The sequence below is a fragment of the Gordonia alkanivorans NBRC 16433 genome (genome assembly GCF_000225505.1).
Taxonomy (GTDB): domain Bacteria; phylum Actinomycetota; class Actinomycetes; order Mycobacteriales; family Mycobacteriaceae; genus Gordonia; species Gordonia alkanivorans.
Genome location: NZ_BACI01000108.1, coordinates 19,274 through 42,751, shown reverse-complemented (window position 1 = coordinate 42,751; position 23,478 = coordinate 19,274). Strand labels below are relative to the sequence as shown.

Annotated in this window: 7 protein-coding genes and 1 pseudogene; 5 read left to right on the top strand and 3 right to left on the bottom strand. The window is 69.6% G+C overall.

Annotated elements, in window-relative coordinates:
- Together GOALK_RS19605 and GOALK_RS19600 are read left to right on the top strand one after the other, a co-directional pair.
- Positions 1–309: pseudogene (locus GOALK_RS19605) on the top strand (peptide synthetase); the annotation flags it as partial.
- Entirely contained in the window at positions 306–2,198 is a 1,893-nt protein-coding gene (locus GOALK_RS19600; protein ID WP_006360573.1) for a glycosyltransferase family 2 protein, read from the top strand. The pseudogene GOALK_RS19605 and the gene GOALK_RS19600, both read left to right, overlap by 4 nt.
- Here the strand turns inward: GOALK_RS19600 and GOALK_RS19595 are convergent, their stop codons facing one another.
- The 3 genes from GOALK_RS19595 to GOALK_RS19585 are packed head-to-tail and all read right to left on the bottom strand — an operon-like array spanning position 2,199 to position 4,869.
- The gene (locus tag GOALK_RS19595; RefSeq protein ID WP_042377894.1) at positions 2,199–3,053 is read right to left on the bottom strand and encodes an ABC transporter permease; all 855 of its coding nucleotides are present in this window, start codon (positions 3,051–3,053) and stop codon (positions 2,199–2,201) included.
- Positions 3,050–3,904 carry an ABC transporter permease gene (locus GOALK_RS19590; protein WP_006360571.1) on the bottom strand — a complete coding sequence of 285 codons (855 nt, stop codon included), beginning with the start codon at positions 3,902–3,904 and terminating at the stop codon, positions 3,050–3,052. Before GOALK_RS19590 ends, GOALK_RS19595 begins: the two co-directional genes overlap by 4 nt.
- Positions 3,901–4,869, bottom strand: a complete 969-nt coding sequence (locus tag GOALK_RS19585; protein ID WP_006360570.1) for a daunorubicin resistance protein DrrA family ABC transporter ATP-binding protein — start codon at positions 4,867–4,869, stop codon at positions 3,901–3,903. Before GOALK_RS19585 ends, GOALK_RS19590 begins: the two co-directional genes overlap by 4 nt.
- Before the next feature lie 305 nt (positions 4,870–5,174).
- Between GOALK_RS19585 and GOALK_RS23170 the strand changes: the two genes are divergently transcribed.
- Genes GOALK_RS23170 through GOALK_RS19575 form a run of 3 tightly spaced genes read left to right on the top strand, consistent with a single transcriptional unit; the run spans position 5,175 to position 23,454 of the window.
- On the top strand, positions 5,175–13,190 hold the full coding sequence (locus GOALK_RS23170) for a non-ribosomal peptide synthetase (protein WP_050918759.1): 8,016 nt from the start codon (positions 5,175–5,177) through the stop codon (positions 13,188–13,190).
- Positions 13,166–22,594, top strand: a complete 9,429-nt coding sequence (locus GOALK_RS23165; protein WP_006360568.1) for a non-ribosomal peptide synthetase — start codon at positions 13,166–13,168, stop codon at positions 22,592–22,594. The genes GOALK_RS23170 and GOALK_RS23165 overlap by 25 nt, the downstream gene beginning before the upstream one ends.
- Positions 22,591–23,454, top strand: coding sequence for a glycosyltransferase family 2 protein (locus GOALK_RS19575; RefSeq protein ID WP_006360567.1), 864 nt, complete (start codon positions 22,591–22,593; stop codon positions 23,452–23,454). The genes GOALK_RS23165 and GOALK_RS19575 overlap by 4 nt, the downstream gene beginning before the upstream one ends.
- Positions 23,455–23,478: the final 24 nt, after the last annotated feature.

Genomic DNA, 23,478 nt, shown 5'->3' with positions numbered 1-23,478 from the left:
GCCCTGGTCGTGACCGCCGGCTGGTGGAACCTCCCGACGACCCTGCAGTGGAACGTCTTCTGGGATCTCGGTCGTCAGCAGATCCGGCGCCACCGGCCGACGCCGTACCGGGGTGACATCACCTTGATCCGCGCCGCTGAGAACCCCGACCATCCCGACACCTGGGCGCGGATGGTGACCGGTCGCATGCGCACCGTCACGGTCGCCGCCGACCATCACGCGATGATGCGTGCTCCGCACGTGACCGCCACGGCCGCCGCGGTGTCGGCCGCTCTCTATCTCACCGACAACGAAGGAACCCCGTCATGACCGTGGTCGCCGTCATCCCCACCTTCGAGCCGACGCGAGAACTCGTCGATTCCGTGGCGAATGTTCTCCGGCAGGTGGATTCGGTGATCGTCGTCGACGACGGATCGCCGTCGCTGACGACCGACCCGCGGGGAGCCGTGCGGACCGTCCTCGACGACTGCGCGGCGGCCGGTGCGACTGTGCTCGAGTCGGGATCGAACCAGGGCATCGCACACGCTCTCAACCAGGGTGTCCGTGAGGCGCTTTCGCGAGATGCCGACGCCGTCCTCACCCTCGACCAGGACACCTCACTCGAACCGGACTACGTCCGACGGGCCGTCGATCACCTTGAACTGGCCAAGTCGCTCGGACTGTCGGACGTGATGGCATCGCCGGCCTACATCAACGACGACGTGGCCCCGTTCTGGTTTGCCGTCGAGGGGCTGACCCTGGCTTTCGAGCCCTTGCAGTCGGGCCTTCTCGTCACGCGTAGCCTCTTCGAGAAGATCGGTCTGTTCGACGAGTCGCTGTTCATCGACTGCGTGGAAACCGAGTTCTACCTGCGCGCCCGCGCAGCCGGCGGCCACGCACTCATCGTGCCGGGCAACCGGATTCGGCACCGACTGGGACGGGCCGCAACATGGACCCCGCCGCGGCCGCTTCGATGGTTGCTCCGTGGCCGGGGCGCGGGCGCCGCCGTCGAGTTCACCGAGGATGCGCCGTTCCGGCACTACTACATCGCCCGCAACCGAGCGGTTCTGTACCGCCGCTACTCGCGGACCGAACCCCTCTGGAGTGCCGCGTCGGTCGCGAAGGACGTCATCGCCCGGGGGCGCGCGATGCTCATCGGCACCGACCGACCCGCACGTGTCTACCTGACCTGTGCGGGCCTCCGCGCAGCCGCCGCCGGCGAGACCGGCCGCATACCCGACCGGACGTTGGGCCGCGCCCACGGTCTGACGGGAGGCGATCGAGAGAATGAAGTGGAGAAACCGCGGGTGACCGAACGCTGCGAGGACGTCGAACGTCCGCTTCCCGAGTTGGTGTCGGTCGTGATCTCGGCACTCGACTGCGTCGACGTCATCGACATCCAGCTCGAGGCACTGGCGGCCCAGACCTATGAACGCCCCTTCGAGGTCATCATCGCGGACAACGGATCCACCGACGGATTACGGGAACACGTCGAACACCACTCATTGCGGGAGCGCCTCCGGATGCGCTGGGTTGACGCCTCCGCGGTGCGAGGGATCTCGTACGCCCGGAACGCCGGCGTGGCCTCGGCCGACGGTGACTTCATCGCGCTGTGCGACGCCGACGACCGCGTGTATCCGGAGTGGCTCACCGAATTGACCGCGGTCGCAACGCGTCATTCGGCGGTGGGCGGCGGGCTCGAGACCCATTCGCTCAACTCGCCGGAGGTCCAGAGTTGGCGCCAGATGCTGCCGGCCGATGAACCGTACGCCCTGCAGGGATTCCTGCAGGTGCATCCGACCTGCAATGTCGGGGTCTGGCGGGACGTGTACGAGCGGGTGGGCGGCTTCGATGTCGACTATGTGAACGCCGCAGAGGACTCCGATTTCCTGATCCGGGTCCAGTTGTCCGGGGGGACACTCGGTCTCGCTCCCAAGGCGCTCGTCGCCTACCGTCTGCGGGATACGCTCGCGGGCCTATGGCGACAGTCGGTGACGTGCGGGATGGGCACGGTCCAGCTGTATTCCGACTATCGCCACTACGGGATGCCGCGCTGGCCGTGGTACGTGACCCTCGACATGTTCCTCTTCATTTTGATCCGGAATCCGTTGCTACCCACGGTGATCACCCGAGTGCCGACCGGCAGGTGGCTGTTCACGGCCGGCAACTTCCTCGGCCGGATCAAGGGCAGCATCAAGTACCGCTGCTACTACGGCTGATCATCGTCCCGCCGCCCGCCGGTAGCCGGCGAGCGTCGGCCGCGTGAAGAACAGCAGCAGCGCGGCCGACCAGGCGACGGTGAGCAGGAGCGGTTCGGCGATCGGTCCACCGGCGGCCAACCCGCGGATCGCGTTGACCGCGCAGCTGAGCGGCTGATACTCGACGATCGGCTGCAGCCACCCCGGATACGACTCGGCGGGAACGAAACCCGTGTTGAAGAACATCGCGAGGTTGGTGCCGATGGCCACCCATTCGACGATGTGCGAGTCCCGGCTGAGCAGGGCGAGGGCGGTCACCATGATCGAGAAGGACAGCCCGAAGACGAGGGTGATCCCGAGGATCGCGAGATAGCCGACAACGCCTGACTCGATCCGGAAGCCGATGATGGTGCCGACCGCGAGGACAGCGCTGACCGTGACGACGACGCGGACCGCCTCGGCCAGCAGGCGTCCGACCATCGCCGACGCGCGGTGGACGGGCAGAACCCACATCTTGGTCAGCAGCCCCGAGGTGCGTTCCCTGCGGAGCCCGAGACCGCTGATCGACGCACCGGACATCGCACCGACCAGCGCCACCATCGGGACCATGCCGAAGACGCTCGACGTCCCGGAGTGGGCGCTGACCGATCGGTCCAGTACCAGCCAGAACATCAGGACCATGATCGCCGGGAACAGCAGGGACTGCAGGAGCGTCACCGGATCGGTCGCCCACTTCACCAGGATCCGTTCGGCCTGGATCGTCGAGCCGCGGACCAACGCGCGCGTGGTGGACTCGGCGGTCCATTCCTGGCGCGGCGGGAACCCCAGAACGTCCGGGGAATAGGCGGCAGTTCGGCTCACGGGTACACGAGTCATGGGTACAGCCGCCGGTGGGTCTGGGTGTGATGGGCGAGGAAGACGAAGACCACGGCCAGCGCGCCGAGCCAGATCAGCGCCGGCAGGGCGGTCGACATCATCGGGTTCCCGTCGGCGAGTTCCCGCATGGTGGCGGCGAAGTGGGAGATCGGCTGGTTCCGGGCGAACGGTTGCGCCCACTCGGGGAATCCCGACTCCGGCACGAAGCCGGTCGACAGCAGGCCGAGTACCAGTTGCGGAAGCAGGAGCAACTGGGAGGTGGCCTCCGGATTCCGGGCGATCAGGCCGAGCGAATCCGCGCCGATCGCCAGTACCACCGCGACCGCGAGCGCGAATCCGACGAAGGCAAGAGTGTCGAGTATCCCGCCGTCGAACGAGAAGCCCAGCAGCGCACCGAAGACCAGTGCTGCCGTGATCGAGACCACCGAACGGATCAAGGAGACGGTCATCCTCGAGGCAAGCGGCACCAGGGCCCGCACCGGCATCGACGCGAGTCGCCGGTTCATCCCGCGGAGCTTGTCGAGGGTTGCGCGCTGGGCGGCGGCCATCGCGGTGAAGGCGACGGCCTGCAGCACGATGATCGGCGTCAGGAACTGTGCGTAGTCGATGCCCCGGTCGGCCATCACCAGACGGAGCGGTAGGTAGAAGCCGAGCGCGAAGACCAGCGGCATGACCACCGCGACCGCGAACTCGCCCTCGGCCCACGCCGACCGGACGCCGCGGTCGGTCATCGTCGACCACTGCCGGAGAAAGGGCCATCTCCGTGAGACGACGGACGGGTCGCGGTCGGCGGGCCAGTCGATCCGGGAGAAGGCGTGCGTCTCCCGGTCCGCGGGGTGAGTGGTCGTCATCGCGGTGCATCCTCGGTGGTGCCGCTCGGCGAGCCGGTGAGGGTGAGGAACACGTCGTCGAGAGAGGGGTTGCGCAAGCCGACGTCGGTGAGCCGGATCTCCGCGTCCTTGGCGATGGCGATGACTGCACCCATGGTCTCGACACCGTCGGTGGTGGGGAGGGTGATCGTCGTCTCATCGGCGACCGTCTGCCTCGGGTCGACGCCGAGTCGGGTGCGCAGCAGCCCACACATCTCGTCGGACCGCGACGGATCGTCGAGGACCACCTCGCAGTAGGCGCCGCCGACCTTCCGCTTGAGCTGCTCGGCGGTGCCCTCGGCGACCACTCGGCCCTTGTCGAGCACGATGATGTTGTCGCTGAGGCGATCGGCCTCCTCGAGGTACTGCGTCGTGAGGAGCGTCGTGATGCCGTCGGCCTTGAGGGCTTCGACCAGCGCCCACACCGCCTGGCGGCTGCGCGGGTCGAGTCCGGTGGTGGGTTCGTCGAGGAACACGACCTCGGGCCGGATCACCAGTCCGCAGGCGATGTCGAGGCGTCGTCGCATGCCGCCGGAGTACGAGAACACCGGTCGCTTGCCGAACTCGGCGAGATCGAACTGCTCGAGCAGGTGGTCGGCGCGCTCGCGGGCGGCACCGCGTCGTAGGCCTTGCATCCGGCCGAAGAAGATGAGGTTGTCCCGGCCGCCCAGCGTCTCGTCGAGCGCTGCGTACTGGCCGGTCATCGAGATGGCCTCGCGGACCCCGCCGGGGTTCCGGACGACGTCCTGGCCGGCGACCGTGGCCGAGCCGGAGTCGGGGGTGATCAGGGTGCAGAGGATGTCGACGAGTGTGGTCTTACCTGCGCCGTTGGGTCCGAGGATGCCCAGGACGCTGCCGCGCGGCACCTCGAAGGAGATTCCGCGGACCGCGTGGACGTCACCGAAGGATTTGGTGACGGCGTCCACCCGCACGGCAGGTTCGGTCATCACATCTCCTGAATCGTCGGGCGTCGGCGTACGGCAGGTCCGGCGGGTCTCGTTGGCAGCACCAGGCCGTGTTAAGGTTAGCCTGTGCTAAATCCCGACGGGCAACCCACATGTTCTCGTGGGCCGCATGCCGTGAACTCGGGAGGTTCACCACCGGCGGTCCGCATGTGACGCCGACGAACCACGGCCGTCGAGCCGTCTCACCAAGGCGATTCTAAACGCCCGACCACCCCACCCCAGCCCGGTCATCCTCGCGGTACCGGGTCTTCTTCGGCATGCCCTGACCCACCCGGAAGCGACTAGAAGTGACCACCAACGATGTCCACGAGCGGCACGACGCAGCATCGACGAGCACGTCGGCCCTCGGTGAGCGCCTGGTCCCGTTGTCGGCTGCGCAGCGCAGCATGTGGTTCGCCCAGCAGCTCGTCCCGCAGACCCCGTTCTCGATCGCGCAGTACATCGAGGTGCTCGGCGATCTCGACACCGAACTGCTGACCGACGTCGGCCGGCAGGTGGCCCGCGAGTTCGGCACCGCGATGGTCCGGCTCGTCCCCGCCGACGATCCGACCGAGGCCCCGCTGCAGTACCTCGACGAGGAACTGCGCGATGAGATGATGCACCTGGACTTCCGGGACCACGACGATCCCGAGGCCGCCGCCAGGGTGTGGATGGACGAGGAATTCCGCCGTCCGCTCGACCTCTTCGCCGACCGCCTCATGGAATCGGCGACGCTGCGCATCGATGACCGCCGGTACTTCTGGTACAACCGCGTGCATCACATGCTGCTCGACGGCTACGGTGCATCGGCCTTCGCCGAACGAGCGGCTGCCGTGTACACCGCACGCGCACAGGGCCTTCCGGTCCCACCCCCGAAGTCCGGCTCCCTCGAGGACTTTCATGCCGACGACGAGGCCTACCGGTCGTCGACCCGCTTCGGGCGCGACCGCGACCACTGGGCGCAGCGCCTGAACGACCTGCCCGATCCGGTCCGGCTCGCCGACCCCGTCATCGGTGGGGGAGCCGAATCCCGCACGGTCGGAGGCGAACTCGACCCCGGCCTGATCGCGAACGTCGAACGCTGGTGCGACGACAACTCGGTCACCGTGGCGGCGTTGGCGAGTGCGGCGCTCGCGGTCTACGTCGCCCGGGTGGCCGGTACCGACGACGTGGTACTCAGCCTGCCCGTCTCGGCCCGGACCAACGCGATGCTCCGGCGTTCGGGCGGCATGGTGTCCAACGTCGTGCCCATCCGCAGCGGTATCACCCCCGGCATGGAGATCGGCGACCTCATCGCCGGCATCACCACCGAACTCAGCGGGGCCCTGCGCCACCAGCGTTATCGCTTCGAGGACATGCGCCGCGACCTGGCCGCGCGGTCGGCAGCCGGTTCTTCGGTGGGACGCGGCTTCTTCGGTCCGGCCGTCAACGTGATGATGTTCCGCAGCGAGATGATCCTCGGCGATTGCATCGGTTACAGCCACATCCTCAGCACGGGTCCCACCGAGGACCTCGCGGTGACCATCTACACCGGGGCCGGGTCCGGGGACCTCCGCATCGACCTCGAGGCCAACGCCGCCGCCTATCCCGAACCCGAACTCGTCGCCCACCGCCGCCGCTATCTCCGTGTCCTCGCGGACATCGTCGCCACCGGACCGGACACCCGGGTCGCCGAACTCTACGTCCTCGACGAGGACGAACAGACGCTTCTGGTGCCGGCACGCGGGCCCGTCGCGTCGGAGCCCGTGCTCTTCGCCGACCTCGTGACCCGCACGGCGGCAGCACATCCGCACGCCGACGCCATCGTCGACGGGGCACGCACGCTGCGCTACGACGAACTCGTCCTCCGGGCACACCGGTTGGCACGGATCCTCATCGACCGCGGCGTGGGACCCGGCGTCACCGTCGCACTGCTGTTACCGCGCGGGAGATACTCCGTCGCAACGCAACTCGCGGTTCTTCTCGCCGGCGGCGCCTACGTGCCGATCGACCCGGCGCTGCCCGACGACCGGCTGAGCTACCTCCTCGACGACAGCGCCGTCGATCTCGGCATCGTCGGCCCCGGTGGTCGCCCTCGGCTCGACGGGTTGAACAGCCTGTGCGAGTGGATCGGCTTCGACGACGACCTGGTCGTCGCCGCGTACCGGGACGCCTCAGCACACCCCATCGCCGACGCGGACCGGCTCCGCCCGTTGCACGTCGACGACCCGGCCTACGTCATCTACACCTCCGGCTCGACCGGCGCCCCCAAGGGCGTCGTCGTCAGCCATCGCGGTCTGGCCTCCTTCGCCGACGAGCAAATTCGCCGCTACGGCGTCCGATCGGGCTCGCGCACCATCCACTTCGCATCACCGAGTTTCGACGCCGCAGTGCTGGAAACCCTCCTTGCCCTCGCGTCGGGTGCCACGATGGTGATCGTCCCGCCGCACATCTATGGCGGCGGAGAACTGGCTGCGCTACTTCGCGAACAACGCATCACCCACGCCTTCCTCACCCCCGCCGCGCTGGCCACCCTGCCCGCCGACGCGCACGGTCCCGGCGGACTCGACGATCTGGACACCGTCATCGTCGGCGGCGAGGCCTGCCCGCCCGATCTCGTCGCCCGCTGGGGAACCGGTCGCCGACGCATGTTCAACGCGTACGGGCCCACCGAGGCCACGGTCATGGCGACCCTCGCCGGCCCTCTCGATCCCACCGAGCCGGTCACCATCGGCGGGCCCATCACCGGGACGACCGCGATCGTCCTCGACCACCGCCTGCAACCGGTACCGGCCGGCGCGACGGGGGAGCTCTACCTCGGCGGTGCGGGCGTCGCGCTCGGCTACCACCGGCGGCAAGCCCTCACCGCGTCCCGATTCGTGGCGGATCCGTGGGGCCCGGCAGGCGCACGGATGTACCGAACCGGCGACCTGGTCCGCTGGCGCCGAACCGGCGGAGGCGAGGGTGCTGCTTTCCGGCTCGACTACCTCGGTCGAGCAGATCGGCAGGTGAAGATCCGCGGATTCCGCATCGAACTCGGCGAGATCGACGCCGCGATCGGAGCCGTCCCCGGCGTCGACCTCGCGGTCACCGAACCGCAGACGATGCAGGTCGTCGGCGGAAGCCCCTCTGCCGGAAACACTTTCCTCGTCGGTTACTACACGGGAACAGCCGACATCGAGGCCATTCGCGAGCAGTTGCGGGCGGTCCTCCCCGGACACATGGTGCCGACCGCGCTCCTGCGTCTCGACCGGATCCCCACCACCACCTCGGGAAAGCTCGACCGTGCGGCCCTGCCGGTGCCCACGATCCGGGCGGCGCCCTACACCGAGCCGCGGACCGACACCGAACGTGCCGTCGCCGGTGCCTTCGCCGCGTGCACCGGCGCCGCGCAGGTCGGCCGGGACGACGACTTCTTCGCCCTCGGCGGCGACTCCCTGTCCGCCACCAGGATGGTGTCGACACTATCGGGACAACTCGACACCGACATCCCGGTCCGCTGGGTCTTCGAGTCACCGACGGTCGCCGACCTCGCCGCCCGGCTGGCGGATCCGGCGACCCGTCGAATCCCCGAACTCCGCACCGGAGGCGGTGCGTCCGACGGGGCGGTGCCGTTGTCGCCGGCCCAGCGCCGCATGTGGGCAATCAACCAGCTCGACACGGGCTCCCCGGTCTTCAACATCCCACTGGCCCTCCGCCTGCGGGGCGCCCTCGACCGGCACGCACTGCACGACGCGCTCCTCGACGTCCTCGAACGCCACGAGGCCCTGCGGACCGTCTACCCCGACGGCCCGCACGGTCCGGTCCAGCAGGTCGAGCCGGCCGCCGCAGTCGACCTGCGCACCCTGACCGAACCGGAGAACGTCGAGGACCTCGATGCCCGGTTGGCCGCGCTGGCAACCACCGGTTTCGATGTCGCACAACGGGTGCCGCTGATGATCCGACTGCTCGCCGTCGGCGCGGACGACCACGTTCTCGTGGCCGTCGTGCACCACATCGCCGCCGACGGCTCGTCGACCGCGCCGCTGGCCCGGGACCTCGTCGTCGCCTATCAGGCCCGCAAGGGCGGGACCGCACCCGAGTGGACGCCGCTGCCGGTGACCTACCGGGACTACACGCTCTGGCATCTCGACGTGATGGGCGACGAAGACGACCCGTCCTCGGTCGCCGCCGTCCAACTGGACTACTGGCAGCGACATCTGAGCGGCCTGCCCGATCTGCTCGCGCTGCCGACCGACCGCCCGCGACCGGCCCACCCCCGGATGCGCGGCGGTGAACTGCACACCGAGATCGACGCCGAGCTCGTCGACCGGATGCGCGCGGTCGCACGGAACACCGGGACGACGCCGTTCATGGTCGCCCACAGCGTCCTCGCGATCCTGCTGTCGCGGCTGGGCGGAACCGACGACATTGCCGTCGGCACCCCGGTCGCCGGCCGCCACCACCGGGATCTGGCCGACCTGGTCGGGATGTTCGTCGGCACCGTCGTGCTGCGGACCCGCCTGGACCCGAATCGGACCTTCGCCGAACTGCTCTCACAGGTGCGCACCGTCGACCTCGACGCGTTCGAGCACGCCGACGTGCCGTTCGACCGTCTCGTCGACGCCATCCGTCCACGACGCTCCGCGGCCCATCACCCGCTCTTCCAGGTCGGATTCTCCTACCAGAACCTCGCCCCGGCGCGGCTCACCCTCGACGGTGTCGACGCCGAGATCCTGGAACCGTCGCTGGGAGTGGCGAAGTCCGATCTCCACCTGACCGTGGTGGAGCAAGGCGGGTTGGATCACCGCGGCGACGCGCAGGACCGGACGCCGATGCGCGTGCAGTGGGACTACGACCGGGACCTGTTCGACCACAGCACCGTCGAACGTTGGCACCGGCTGTGGGTCGAGCTCCTGACTGCTGCCCTCGACGCCGTGGACACCCCGGTCGGCGACCTCGCCGCAGACGTCACCTCCGGCACGCTGACCGGACCGGTGAGCGGCCGCGACGACGCCACCCTGACCGCACTCCTGGCGCGCGGTGCCGCTCGGAACCCGGAGGCCGTGGCACTGCACGACGATGCCACCGGGTCGTCGCAGACCTATGCGGAGCTGTCGGCACGCGTGAACTCGCTGGCCCGCAACCTGATCGATGCCGCGGTGGGCCCCGAGGTGCGGGTGGCGGTCGCGATCCCACGATCGGCGGCCCTCGTCGAATCCGTCCTCGCAGTCCTGGCCGCCGGTGGAGCCTACGTCCCCGTGGATCCGGACGCGCCGGCTCGTCGGACCCGGCTGGTCCTCGACTCGTGCGCACCCTCGGTGGTGCTGACCGCGGGAACGCCGACATTCCCGATCCCGGAGTCCGCCGCCGTCCTCGACGTGACGGCTGTTCCGCCGGCAGACACCTCGCCGGTCACCGACCGCGAGCGGATCGCGCCGCTGCGACCGTCGAACACGGCCTACGTGATCTACACCTCGGGCTCGACCGGCACCCCCAAGGGCGTTACGGTCTCGCATCGAGCAATCGCGGCCCAACTGCGGTGGAAGTCCGAAGAGTTCCCCCTCGGACCCGCCGACACCACGGTCCTCAAGACGGCCCTGACCTTCGACCTGTCGGTGTGGGAACTGTTCTGGCCCCTCGTCAACGGTGCCCGCCTGGTCGTCGCGACCGCGCACGGTCACCTCGACCCCCGCTACATCGCCGACCTCTTCGCACGTACCTCGGTCACCGCGGCACACTTCGTGCCGTCCCTGCTCGACGCGCATCTCGACTCGCTCGCCGACACCGCCGGTACTCCTCATCCCGTCGGGCGATTGCTGTGCATCGGCGAGGCGCTGGCACCCTCGACGGCCGAGCGCGCCGCCGACGTGGTCGGTGCGCGTGTCTTCAATCTCTACGGACCCACCGAGGCGGCGGTCGGCATCACCCACCACGAGTGGACACCCACCCCCGTGGCGTCCTCTGCAGTGCCGTCTCCGACGGTGGCTATCGGTGTGCCGGTTGACGATTCCGGTGCGGTCGTCCTCGACACCCGCCTGCACCAGGTGCCGCTGGGCGTCGTCGGCGAGCTGTACCTGCGCGGTGTGCAGCTGGCGTCCGCCTACGAGCGACGCGCCGACTTGACCGCGGACCGCTTCGTCGCCGACCCGGCAGGTACCGGCGAGCGGATGTACCGAACCGGTGACCTCGCGCGCATCCGTCCCGACGGCGTGCTCGAGTTCCACGGCCGCAACGACTTCCAGGTCAAGATCCGTGGCCTGCGCATCGAGCTGGGGGAGATCGAGTCGGCTCTCGCCGCCGATCCCCGGATCGCGGCCGCCGCGGTCGCCGCCCATCACGGTGACACGCTCACCGCCTACCTCGTCCCCGCACCGGGCAACACGGATGCGCTCGACGCGATGGCAGCTCTCGCCGACCTGCGCGCCCGGATCCCCGCCTACATGGTCCCGGTCTCCGCGATCATGCTCGACGAACTGCCGCGCGGTGTCCACGGCAAGGTCGACCGCAATGCGCTGCCCGAGCCGCCGCGTGCCGAGCGCGAGCACGTCGCGGCGCGGACCGCCACCGAACGAATCCTCGTCGGCATCCTGGACGACCTGCTCCCCGCGGATGCCGACCGGGTGATCGGCGCGACCGACGACTACTTCGACCTCGGCGGCAATTCGCTGATGGCGGCGCGACTCTCGGGTCGGATCGCTGATGTCCTCGGCGTCGACCTGCCCGTTCGTACCGTCTTCGAGTCACCCGTGATCGCCGACCTCGCGCGGGCCGTCGACGAGGCCGCGGCCTCCGACCGGCCCCGCCTCGCCGGCCGGCAGCGACCCGGGATCCTGCCGTTGTCGCGGGCGCAGCGCCGGATGTGGCTGCTCGACCAGATGATGCCGGGTACTGCTCTCTACAACCTGCCGTTCGCCGTTCAGGTCGACGGTCCGCTCGACGGCGATGCGCTCCGGACCGCCGTGACCGGAGTCGTCGACCGGCACGAGGTCCTCCGTACGATCTACCCAGCCGAGGCCGGGACGCCCCGTCAGCACGTCTTGACCACCGAGGAGGCCCGGCAGACCGCGGAGATCGACCTCAGCGGCGTGAATGCCGAGGTGATCAGCGGCGTCGAGGAGCACATCGCCGAGGTCGCCAATCGCGGCTTCGACCTGGCCGGTCGAATCCCGTTCCGTGTCGCGGTGTTCCGCACCGGACCCGCGTCGCACGTCATCGTGATCGTCGTCCACCACATCGCTGCCGACGGATGGTCGATGGGTCCGCTCGTCGCCGACCTGCTCGACGGCTATCTCGCAGCCGCCGCGGGGACCCTGCGAACCCGCGAACCGTTGCCGGCTCAGTACGCGGACTTCACGATCTGGCAGTCGACGCTTCTCGGCGAGACCGGGGAGGGGGACGCCCATCCGAGCATCACCCGTCAGCGCGACCATTGGCGGCAGACGCTCACGGACCTGCCCGGACCTCTCCCGCTGCCCGTCGACCGCAATCGACCCGCGCAACCGACTCATCACGGCGACACCGTCGAGTTCGGTATCGACCCCGCTCTGGCGAAGCAACTCGCGGCGGTGGCACAGACCCGGCGCGCCACCGTGTTCCACATCATCCACACCGCCCTCGCCGTTCTGCTCGCGCGACTCTCGGGTACCTCGGACATCGTCGTGGGAACTCCCGTGTCGGGGCGTGGCAGCGAACTGTTCGACGACCTGGTCGGCATGTTCGTCGAAACCGTCGTGCTCCGCACCCACGTCGACGAGGACCGCACCGTCGAGGATCTGATCGACACGGTGCGTGCGGATGACTTCGCCGCACTGACGAACTCGGAGATCCCGTTCGACGAGCTCGCCGACGAGTACGAAATCGACCGCGGCGGTGCACACCATCCGATCTTCCAGGTGATGCTCGCCTTCGGCGATCCGGTCCCCGGACCGATCGACGCCGGCGAACTCACCGCGACCCCGCTGTCGATCGATGTGCCGATGGCCCGCTTCGACCTTCAGCTGACCCTCGACATGCCACCGGTCACCGACTGCCTGGACGCGCCGGTGCGCGCGCGCTGGACCTACGCCACCGACCTGTTCGACCGCCACACCGTCGCCGGATTCGCCGACGACCTGCTACGCATCATGGAACAGCTCGTCGCGCAACCACACTCGCGTGTGCACGACCTGACGCTCTCGACGATCCCCAGCTGGACCGGACGATCGGGCAGTGGGGAAGTGGCGGACCGTCGCCCGTCGACCCCGCTGTTCGCACCCTTGCCGATGCACTGGCCGGGAACGCCGCCGGTCAGGTCATCGATGCCGAGCACACGATCTCGGCCGCCGAATTCGCACGACGCGTGGCACGCACCGCCCGTGCGCTGATCGACGCCGGGGTGGGTCCGGAGCAGACGGTCGTGGTCGCCGTGTCGCGGTCGATCGACATGCTGGTCGCGATCCACGCCGTCGTGGCCGCAGGCGGAGCCTATGTACCCATCGATCTCGCGGCTCCCGCCCCGCGTATCGCCGCCATGCTCGAGACCACCGATCCTGTCCGGATCCTCGCCGTTCCGGACGTCGCGCTCCACCTGCCCGCCGCGTTCTCCGGTCGTCTCCTCGATCCGACGGATCTGCATCTCGACCGGTGCGACACCCCGATCACCGACGCGGACCGGAACAGCCCGCTCCGTCCCGGACATCCCGCCTACGTCCTGTTCACCTCCGGCTCGACGGGCGCGCCGAAGGCGGTCAGCGTGCCGCACGAGGCCATCGTCAACCGACTCGCGTGGATGCAGGATTGCTACCCGATCGACAGCCGCGACGTCGTCCTGCAGAAGACGCCGATCACCTTCGACGTATCGGTGTGGGAACTGTTCTGGCCGTTAATCACCGGCGCCGACCTCGTCCTCGCCGAACCCGATGCGCACCGCGACCCCGCAGCACTGGCCGAGGTGATCGGCGAGCAGGGGGTGACGGTGATCCACTTCGTGCCGACGATGCTCGATGCCTTCCTGGCCACTGCGCCGGTGGAGGCCGTGCTGAGTTCACTACGGCTGGTCTTCACCAGCGGTGAGGCGCTGTCGGTTCCGACGGCTCAAGCAGTCCGCGCGCGAACGACCGCCGCGCTGCACAACCTGTACGGACCCACCGAGGCCGCCGTCGACGTGACTGCCGTCGAGGTCTCCGACACCGCCGACGGCGCCCCGATCCCGATCGGGCGCCCGATGCCCGGGAACACCGTCCACGTTCTCGATCACCGTCTGCGTCCCGTTCCCGCCGGCGTGACCGGCGAGCTGTACCTCGGTGGCGTCCAGCTGGCCCGGGGCTACCACGCCCGCCCGGACCTCACCGCCACCCGATTCGTCGCCGCGCCGTGGGGGAACGGAGAACGCCTCTACCGCACCGGTGATCTGGTGCGCCGGCGTCGCACGGCCGGTGACGCCGCGCCCGTCCTGGATTACCTCGGACGCAGCGACTTCCAGGTCAAGATCCGTGGCCAGCGCGTCGAACTCGGCGAGATCGAGGCCGTCGCCTCGGCGCATCCCGCGGTGCGCGCAGTGGTCGTCGTGACCCACGACGACCCGCGCCTCGGCACCCAGCTCGTCGCTCACCTGGTGGTCGAGAACGATGTGTCGGCCACCTCTGCCGAGCTTCGCGCGCACCTCACCGCGCACCTTCCGGATCACATGGTGCCCACCCACATCCTGTTCTCCGACTCCCTGCCGACGACGACGAGCGGCAAGATCGACCGCCGCGCCCTGCCGGCACCCGAGACGCCGGTTGCCATCGTCGGCGGTGCCACCGAGGCCCGGACACCGACCGAAGATGTTGTGTTGACCCTTATCCGGGAGGTCCTCGGCGACCACGTCGGCATCGACGACGACTTCTTCGCGGCGGGTGGCAACTCCCTGGTCGCGACTCGGGTGGTTGCCGGTATCGCCGCGAAGCTCGGCGTCCGGGTTCCGGTACGCGCGGTTTTCGACGGTCGAACCGCGGCCGCCCTCGCCGCCACCGCGGACGCCACCCAGCGCGGCGCGGCGCCGGTCACCGAGATGGCACGTCCTGACGTGCTCCCGCTGGCACCCGCACAGCTCCAGATGTGGCTGCACAATCGGATCGATCCGGCGTCGTCGGAGTACCTCATCGTCGCGCCGGTCCGGCTCCCGCTGACCCTCGATCGTGAGGCGCTGCGCGCTGCGGTCGGCGACGTGGTCGAACGCCACGAGATCCTGCGGACCGTCTACCCTGAGAGCGCCACCGGCCCGCGCCAGGTGATCCTCGCGCGCGGCGAGTACGACCTCGATCCGGTGGTCAGCGTTCTCGAATCGCCGGTGGCCGAGGGGCTCTCGTCCGAGGAGGACGCGGTCCGCGCCGCCCTGTCCGCGACCGTCGATCTATCCGAGGATCTGCCCCTGAGGATCGTCGTCCGGGAGCTGGGACACGAGACGGTCGTCGTGCTCGCCATCCACCACGTCGCGGCCGACGGCTGGTCGCTACGCGTTCTCGCCGGTGACCTCGAACGGGCCTTCACCGCACGCCTCAACGGTGGGGCGCCCGCATGGTCCCCGCTGCCCATCCAGTACGCCGACCACGTCGTCCGCCGGGCGGCCCGGCTCGGAGCCGCCGCCGACCCGTCGTCTGAACTCGCGGGGCACCTCGCCCACTGGAAGTCGACGCTCGCGGACGCCCCATCGTTGTCGGCACCCGAGGCCGACGCCGACGGCAGCGCACCCGAGGTCCACCACCTGGCGCTCGGACCCGACGAGGCCGAGCGAATCCGCAGTCTCGCGGATCGTTCCGGCAGCACCGTTTTCGGAGTCCTGCACGCAGCACTCTCCCTCACTCTGAGCCGATCCGGACCGGGGCGGGACATCATCATCGGCACCCCGACCTCCGGTCGATCCGACGCGATCGTCGCAGACCTGGTCGGCATGTTCGTGACGATGGTGCCGCTGCGACTGGACGTCGATCCGCACGCCGGCTTCGACGCGCTGGTCACCCGGTCGCGTGACGTCGTGGTCGACGCGATCGATCACGGCGAACTCGATGCCGAGGAGATCATCGAGCACCTGGGATTGTCCCGCAGCGGATCTCGTCATCCGCTGATCCAGGCGACCCTGACCGTCGACGGCGGTCATCCCGCTGCCGCGCGCGACCGTGCCGTCACCGAAGCACAGGCGGTACGCGTCGACATCCCGGTCGCCCGCTTCGACTTGGAGTTCACCGCGGCCCCGACCTCCGACGGTGGCCTCGACCTCGCGCTGATCCATCGACCCGACGTGTATCGGAACTCGACCGCCGCCCGCCTCCTGGCTCGACTCGGCCGCGTCATCACAACCGCCACGGCGACCCCGGCGACACCTCTGCGCGACCTGGACCTGCTCGACGATCACGAGCGGGCCACGCTGGCCGCTCTATCGGGCCCCGAGGCCCCGGCACCGGCCTTCTTCACCGACGCGATCGGCCACCGGGATCACCGCCTGGTCGGATTCGACGCCTCCGGGGAGTGGCGGGCGTTCGACGCCGACGAGGTCGCAGGACGCGCCCGCCAGTTGGCGCGTGCCCTCATTGCTCGCGGTTCCGGTCCGGAATCGATTGTCGCCCTGGCACTCCCGCGATCCGTCTGGTCGGTCGTCGCGACGCGCGCGGTGGCCGAAACAGGCGCCGCCTTCGTCCCCGTCGACCCGGCCTATCCCGCCGATCGGATCGCGTTCATGCTCCGCGATTCCGGCGCGTCGATCATCGTCACCACCAACGGGTTCGGTGAGCAGATGGCCGGCCGGGACGCCGACCTACTGGTTCTCGACGACCCGAACACCGACGCCGAACTCACCGCTCTGCCGTCCGGTCCGATCGTCGACGAAGAACTGCGGGCCCCGCGGCACCTCGACCAGCTGGCCTATCTGATCTTCACGTCGGGCTCCACCGGACGACCCAAGGCCGTCGCGGTCACGCACCGCGGCGTCGCGTCGTTCGTCACCGAACAACGCGGCTACGGCGTCGACCGCGACAGCCGCGTCCTGCACTTCGCGTCACCGAGCTTCGACGCCGCCGTACTCGAACTGTTGATGGCGACCGACGCGGGCGCCACGACCGTCGTCGCGCCCACCGACATCTACGGCGCCGACGACCTCGCCGACCTGCTCCGCCGCGAACGCGTCACCCATGCCTTCCTCACCCCGGGCGTGCTCGACACCATCGACCCCGACGATCTCCCGCACCTGCGGACCGTCGTCGTCGGCGGTGACGCATGCTCGTCGGCGACCGCGCAGCGCTGGATCGCCCATGGCGTGCAGTTCTTCAACGCCTACGGCCCCACCGAGTCGACCATCATGGGAACCCTCGCCGGCCCGATGACCGAGGCCGACACCGACCCGATGTCGGTCGGGCGCGGCATCACCGGCACCCGCATCGCGGTCCTCGACACGACGCTGGCGCCCTGCGCACCTGGCGTGGCCGGCGAACTCTATCTGGCCGGAACGGGATTGGCACGCGGGTATCACGGTCGTGCGGCGCTGACCGCGGCGACCTTCGTCGCCGACCCCGACGGTCCGCCCGGATCGCGGCGCTACCGCACCGGCGACTTCGTGCAGGTCCGGTCGGGTGCCGAATCCGACGGTCCTGCACTGGTTCACCGAGGACGTATCGACCAGCAACTCAAGATCCGTGGGCATCGCATCGAGACCGGCGAGATCGAGGCGCTCCTTCGCACCCATCCGCAGGTCCGGGCGGCTGTCGTCTCCCCACAGTCGGGACCGGACGGCAACGCCACCCTGGTCGCGCACATCGTCCCGGCAATCGACGCTGTCGACCCGCGCGTTCTGCTCGACCATCTACGAGAAACGCTGCCCGGCCACGCGATCCCCGCGGCGATCGTCGAACTCGACGCGATCCCACTGACCCCTGCGGGCAAGGTCGACCTGCGCGCGCTGCCGGCCGCGTCGTTCTCCGTCACCGCCCAGGTCGCCCCCGTCACCGCCCACGAACTGCTGGTGACCGAGGTGTTCGCCGAACTCCTCGGCCGCGAGCAGGTGGGCGCCACCGACGACTTCTTCGATGCCGGCGGCAACTCGCTCATCGGTGCGCAGGCCGTCGCGCGCATCCGCGCGCGTTCGGGACGGGAAGTCTCGGTCCGCGATCTGTTCGACGCGCCGACCGCCCACGCGCTCGCCGAACGACTCGACGCATCGCCGCGCCGCGCCGGTCCGGTACTGGGTGAACTGCCCCGGCCCCAACAGATCCCGCTGTCACCGGCCCAGCAGCGCATGTGGTTCCTCAACCGGTTCGATCCCGGTGCACTTACCGAGAACATCCCGATCGTGCTGCGCCTGACCGGGCAACTCGACGTCCCGGCCTTCGAAGCCGCACTGCACGGGCTGCTGGCCCGGCATGAGGTCTTCCGGACGATCTACCCCGACAGCGCAGCCGGACCGCATCAGGTCGTCCTGCCTGCCGACTCGACGCCGACCGTTCTCGAGAAGATCACGGCCCGTCGTGACGACCTGGACAGCGCCATCCGGGGCATCACCCGCACGACCTTCGACGTCACGGCACAGCCGCCCATCCGGGCCGTGCTGCTGCGTGTCGAAGGCGCGGGACCCGACGAGCACGTCTTCGTCCTCGTCGCCCATCACATCTGCGCCGACGGCCTGACGATGGTGATGCTGGCCGGTGAGCTGGCCGGCGACTACGCCGGAGTGGGTCCGGCGATCGGCGCGCCGTCGGTGCAGTACGCCGACTACGCGCTCTGGCAACGGGCCGTCCTCGACGAGGGGATCGCGAACGCACAGCTGCACGGATGGCAGGAACGACTGCGGGGAGCGCCGCCGGTCGTCGACCTGCCGCTCGACCGGCCCCGGCCATCACACCCGAGCGGTCACGGAGCCAGGATCGACTTCGCGATCGACGCAGCCCTGCACGCGCGGATCGTCCAGGCGGCCAACCGACTCGACGCCACGCCGTTCATGGTTGCGCACACCGCACTGGCCGTCCTTCTCGGCCGGCTCGGGGACAACCGCGACGTCGTCATCGGCACCCCGATCGCGGGCCGCGGGGAACAGCACCTCGATCGGGTTGCCGGCATGTTCGTGAACATGCTCACACTACGGACGGTCATCGACGGCTCCGCGACCGTGGAGGAAGCGGTGGCGGCATCCAAAGAGTCTGCACTGCACGCATTCTCGAACGCGCTGGTGCCGTTCGACCGTATCGTGGGAGAACTCGGCCTGCCGCGATCGACCTCGCATCACCCGGTCTTCCAAACGGCGCTGTCGTTCCAGAACATCGGCTCGATGGATCTGTCCCTGCCCGGCCTCGAGGTCGAGGTGATCGACGACGGCGTCGAGGTCGCCGAGTTCGACCTGCACCTCACGCTCGCGGACACCTTCGACGCCCACGGACGACCTCGCGGACTGACCGGCCAGTTGGTCTACGCCACCGACCTGTTCGACGCCCTGACCGCCGCCGAGTTCGTCGAGCGGTACCAGCGCATCCTCACCGCGTTCGTCGACACCCCGGGCCGGGCGGTGGGGGACCTGCCACTGCTGTCGGAAGAGGAGCAACGGTCCCTCACGACGACCGCATCCCGGTCCGATGCGGAGACGGCGGTGGGGCGGAGCGCGGGCCTCGCGGCGGCCTTCCACGCCCAGGCGGAGCGCACCCCCGACGCCGACGCGGTGATCATCGGCGAGCGCGTGCTGTCGTATCGCGAGTTTGCGCAGCAGGTCACGGCACTGGCACGCATCGTCGCCGATCACGGCGTCGGACCCGACGACCGTGTGGCGATCACCGCGCCCCGCGGACTGCCGCAGCTGTTGGCGATGTATGCGGTGGCCACCGTCGGCGCCGCCTACGTGCCGGTGGACCTCTCGGCGCCGGAACGCGCCTCGATGATCCTCGACGTCGCCGATCCGGTCCTCGTGCTGGGTGTCGGTCCAGATGCACCCGGCGCGCGTCCCTACTGTGATCTCGAACTGCTGGACGTCGACTCGCTGAACCTCATCGAGGGCCCCGACGCGTGCGAGTTCCCGGCGCCGCACCCGGACACCACCGCCTACGTGCTGTTTACCTCGGGTTCCACCGGAATCCCCAAGGGCGTGAGCATGTCCCACGCGGCCGTCGGCGAACAACTGCGCTGGATGCAGCACCGGTACCCGATGGCCGCGGGTGACTCGGTGCTGGTGAAGACCTCCGCGGGCTTCGACCTCTCGGTCTGGGAGTACTGGTGGGCCCTCGGTGCCGGTGCCCGCGTCGTCATCGCCGAACCGGATGCCGAACGCGACGGCGGCGAGCTGCTCCGCATCCTCGACCGCCACCGGATCACCGTCCTGCCGACCGTGCCGTCGGCGCTGGCGATGATTCTCGACGCCGGCGACCCACCGGCCACGCTGACCACCGTCCTGTGTATCGGCGAGGAACTCCCCGCGGAACTCGTGAGCAGAATGCGGTCGGCGGCACCGGAGACAATAGTCCACAACCTGTACGGCCCGACCGAGGCCGCGGTCAGCGTGACGGGCCACGAGGTCACGACGCCGCCGGCGGGCCGTGTCCCGATCGGCTGCCCACAGCCGGCCGTGACCATCCGCGTTCTGGATTCACGTCTCCAGCCGGTCCCCGTCGGGGTGGCCGGTGAGCTCTATCTGGGCGGAATCCAGCTGGCGCGGGGCTATCACGCCGATCCGGCGCGGACCTCGACTGCGTTCGTTGCCGATCCCTTCAGTGCCGAGGCTTCCGGCGACCGGATGTACCGCACCGGAGACCTGGTGCGGCGCAACCGTGATGGCTCGCTGGATTACCTGGGCCGCACGGACCACCAGCTGAAGGTGCGCGGCTTCCGCATCGAGCCCGGCGAGATCGAGGCCGCGCTCCGGCGATGCGCCGGCGTGGTGGATGCGGCGGTCGTGGCTCTCGCAGGTGCCGATGGGCAGGATCGGCTCGTCGGTTTCGTGACGGGCGATGACGCACAGGCCGAGGTCGTCCGGCGCGAGGCCGCTCAGCTGCTGCCGGCCTATCTGCGTCCCGAGGTGCATGTCCTCGACGCCCTGCCCCACAACGACAACGGCAAGATCGATCGGGCACGTCTACCTCGACCGAGGCCGGCCGAGCGCCTCTACGAGGCGCCGCAGACCGAGCTGCAGCAACGTGTGGCCACCGTGCTCGCCGAGGTCACCGGCGCGGCACGGATCGGCCTGGGCGACAACTTCTTCGACGTCGGGGGCAACTCGCTGTCGGCGACGCGGGTCGCTGCGCTCCTCGAAGCCGAGCTCGGTCGTCGGATCCCTGTGCGGATGCTGTTCGATGCGGTCGACGTCGCCGACCTCACCGCCCAGATCGATGCCCTGCCCGCGGACGACCCGTCCGGAGTCGACGTCCCGGCACTGGTCCGCGGCCACGACGACGAGCCCGCACCGCTCGCGCCGGCACAGCGTCGGATCTGGGAGGCCGTGAACAGCGGCGCCGGTGCCGACTGGAATGTGCCGGTCGCCGTGCGCTTCTCCGGTGACCTCCACTCCGAGTCCCTCGCGGCGGTGTTGCACCCGGCCCTCGTCGACGTCGTCGACCGCCACGAGTCCCTCCGCACACGACACGTGCTGGGGGAGAACGGCCCCGAACTCGTCGTACTGCCGACCGGCGGGGTGACCGACCTCATCGGTCGCGGACTCGAGGCACGGGACGTCGAAGCCGACGAACTCGAGCGCGTGCTCACCGACCTGGCGTGGGCGGAGCTCGACGTGGTGAACGGTCCGCCGCTGCGGCTGCAGTTGCTGCGGCTCGATCAGCGAACCCACGTGCTGGTCCTCGTCACGCACCATCTCAGCGTCGACGGGCAGTCGATGGGACCGCTGACCCGCGATCTCGTCACCGCGTTCGTCGCCCGGAGTTCCGATCCGGACGCCACCGCGTCGGTTCTCCCCGAACCGGGCGTCCGCTTCCGCGACTACGCGCGGTGGCGCACCGAGATCCTGGCCGCCGACCGGGAACGTCAGCTCGCCTACTGGACCGAGCGACTCACCGCCGGTACGCGTGATCCCGGTACCGGACCGGCGCTCCACACCGACCGACCCCGGCCGGAACGGTGGGAATCCGCCGGTGCCACGGTCGAATTCGGGATCGACGCCGCCGTGCACACCGCGCTCGAACAGTACGCGCGGACACAGTCGTCGAGCCTGTTCGCCGTACTCCAGGCGGCGTTCGCGGTGATCCTGGCCGACCTGGCCGGCGACCCCGACGTGCGGGTCGGCACCGCGAACGCCAACCGGTCCCATGTCGCGCTCGACGGAGTCATCGGCAACTTCGCCGAGGACCTGCCGATGCGACTCGACGTCGCCGACGCCCGCGCCTTCGGCGACCTGACCCGCGACGTCCACCGGCAGTTGCTGGACGGCCTGGCCCACCCGGACATCTCGACGCCGGACCTCGCCGCGGCGCTCGGGACCGAACGCGACCCGGCCGGATCGTCGGGACACCCGCTGTTCCCGGCGACCCTGATCCTGCAGCAGGCCGGGGCGGACGATGCCGGGATGGACGAGATCGACCTGGGCGGCGTGCGGATCTGTCGGGAGCCGATCCCGAACACCGTGGCCAAGCACGAGTTGGAGTTCACCCTGCTCGACGTCCGGGACTCCGACGGTCCCGCCGGACTCACCGGGACCCTGCTGTACCCGGTGGCACTGTTCGACGCGACGACGGCGGAAGGCGTCGTCGACCAGATGCGAGCGATCCTCGAGACCGTCGCCGCCGACCCGTCCGGCGCACCCACCACTGCCGATCTGAGGAGCGTGCGGCGATGACGGCATCGGTGGTGATCGCCTACTTCCGTGGCCTGCCGGATCTCGACGTCCAGCTCGAAGCCCTGGCGGCACAGGACTTCACCGGCGACTTCGAGGTCATCGTCAGTGACAACGAGGGCAGCCCGCAGCTGCGTGAGCACCTCGACACCCACCCGCTGCGGGAGCGACTGGACCTGCGGTGGGTGGATTCCTCGGACGTCCCCGGGACCTCGCATGCCCGCAACGTCGGAACCCGCTGCGCACGAGGCGACTTCATCGCCTACTGCGATCAGGACGACGCCGTGCACCCGACGTGGCTGCGCGCCATGGTCAACACCGCCCGCGACGCCGACCTGATCGGCGGGCCGCTCGAACGCGACACCCTCAACGACCCGGTGGTGGCCGCCTGGCGAGCCCTTCCGAACCCGGAGGAACCGGTGGTCCTGGGCCGGCATCTGCCGATGAGCTTCGGCTGCAACCTCGGGGTGCGACGTGAGGTATTCGACGCCGTCGGCGGTTGGGACGAGGACTATCCGACCGCCGGGGGTGACGTCGAGTTCTGCTGGCGGGTTCAGACGGCCGGGTACACCTTCGGATACGCGCCCGAGGCGATGGTCGCCTACCGCTACCGCACGGGGATGCGGGAATCCTGGGCTCAGGTCATCGACTACGCCAGCGAAGAGGCGCGGGTGGCGAAGCAGTACGGGGCGCCCGGCCGGCAGTGGTGGTGGTTCCCGATCCACGCCGGCGTCGTCCTCGCGACCTGTCCGCTGTGGCCCTGGGGGTGGTCTCGCCGACGTCGCGGAGCCTGGATCTGGGTGACCGGGAACCTCGTCGGGCGCATCAAGGGAAGCCTGAAGTATCGGGTCGTCTATCTGTAGGCGTCCGCTCACTCTGATCTGGTA

Excerpts from the sequence above, each read along its gene's own strand:
- GOALK_RS19595 (WP_042377894.1), bottom strand. The coding sequence starts at position 3,053 with ATGACTCGTGTACCCGTGAGCCGAACTGCCGCCTATTCCCCGGACGTT.
- GOALK_RS19585 (WP_006360570.1), bottom strand. The coding sequence starts at position 4,869 with ATGACCGAACCTGCCGTGCGGGTGGACGCCGTCACCAAATCCTTCGGT.
- GOALK_RS19575 (WP_006360567.1), top strand. The coding sequence starts at position 22,591 with ATGACGGCATCGGTGGTGATCGCCTACTTCCGTGGCCTGCCGGATCTC.
- GOALK_RS19590 (WP_006360571.1), bottom strand. The coding sequence starts at position 3,904 with ATGACGACCACTCACCCCGCGGACCGGGAGACGCACGCCTTCTCCCGG.
- GOALK_RS19600 (WP_006360573.1), top strand. The coding sequence starts at position 306 with ATGACCGTGGTCGCCGTCATCCCCACCTTCGAGCCGACGCGAGAACTC.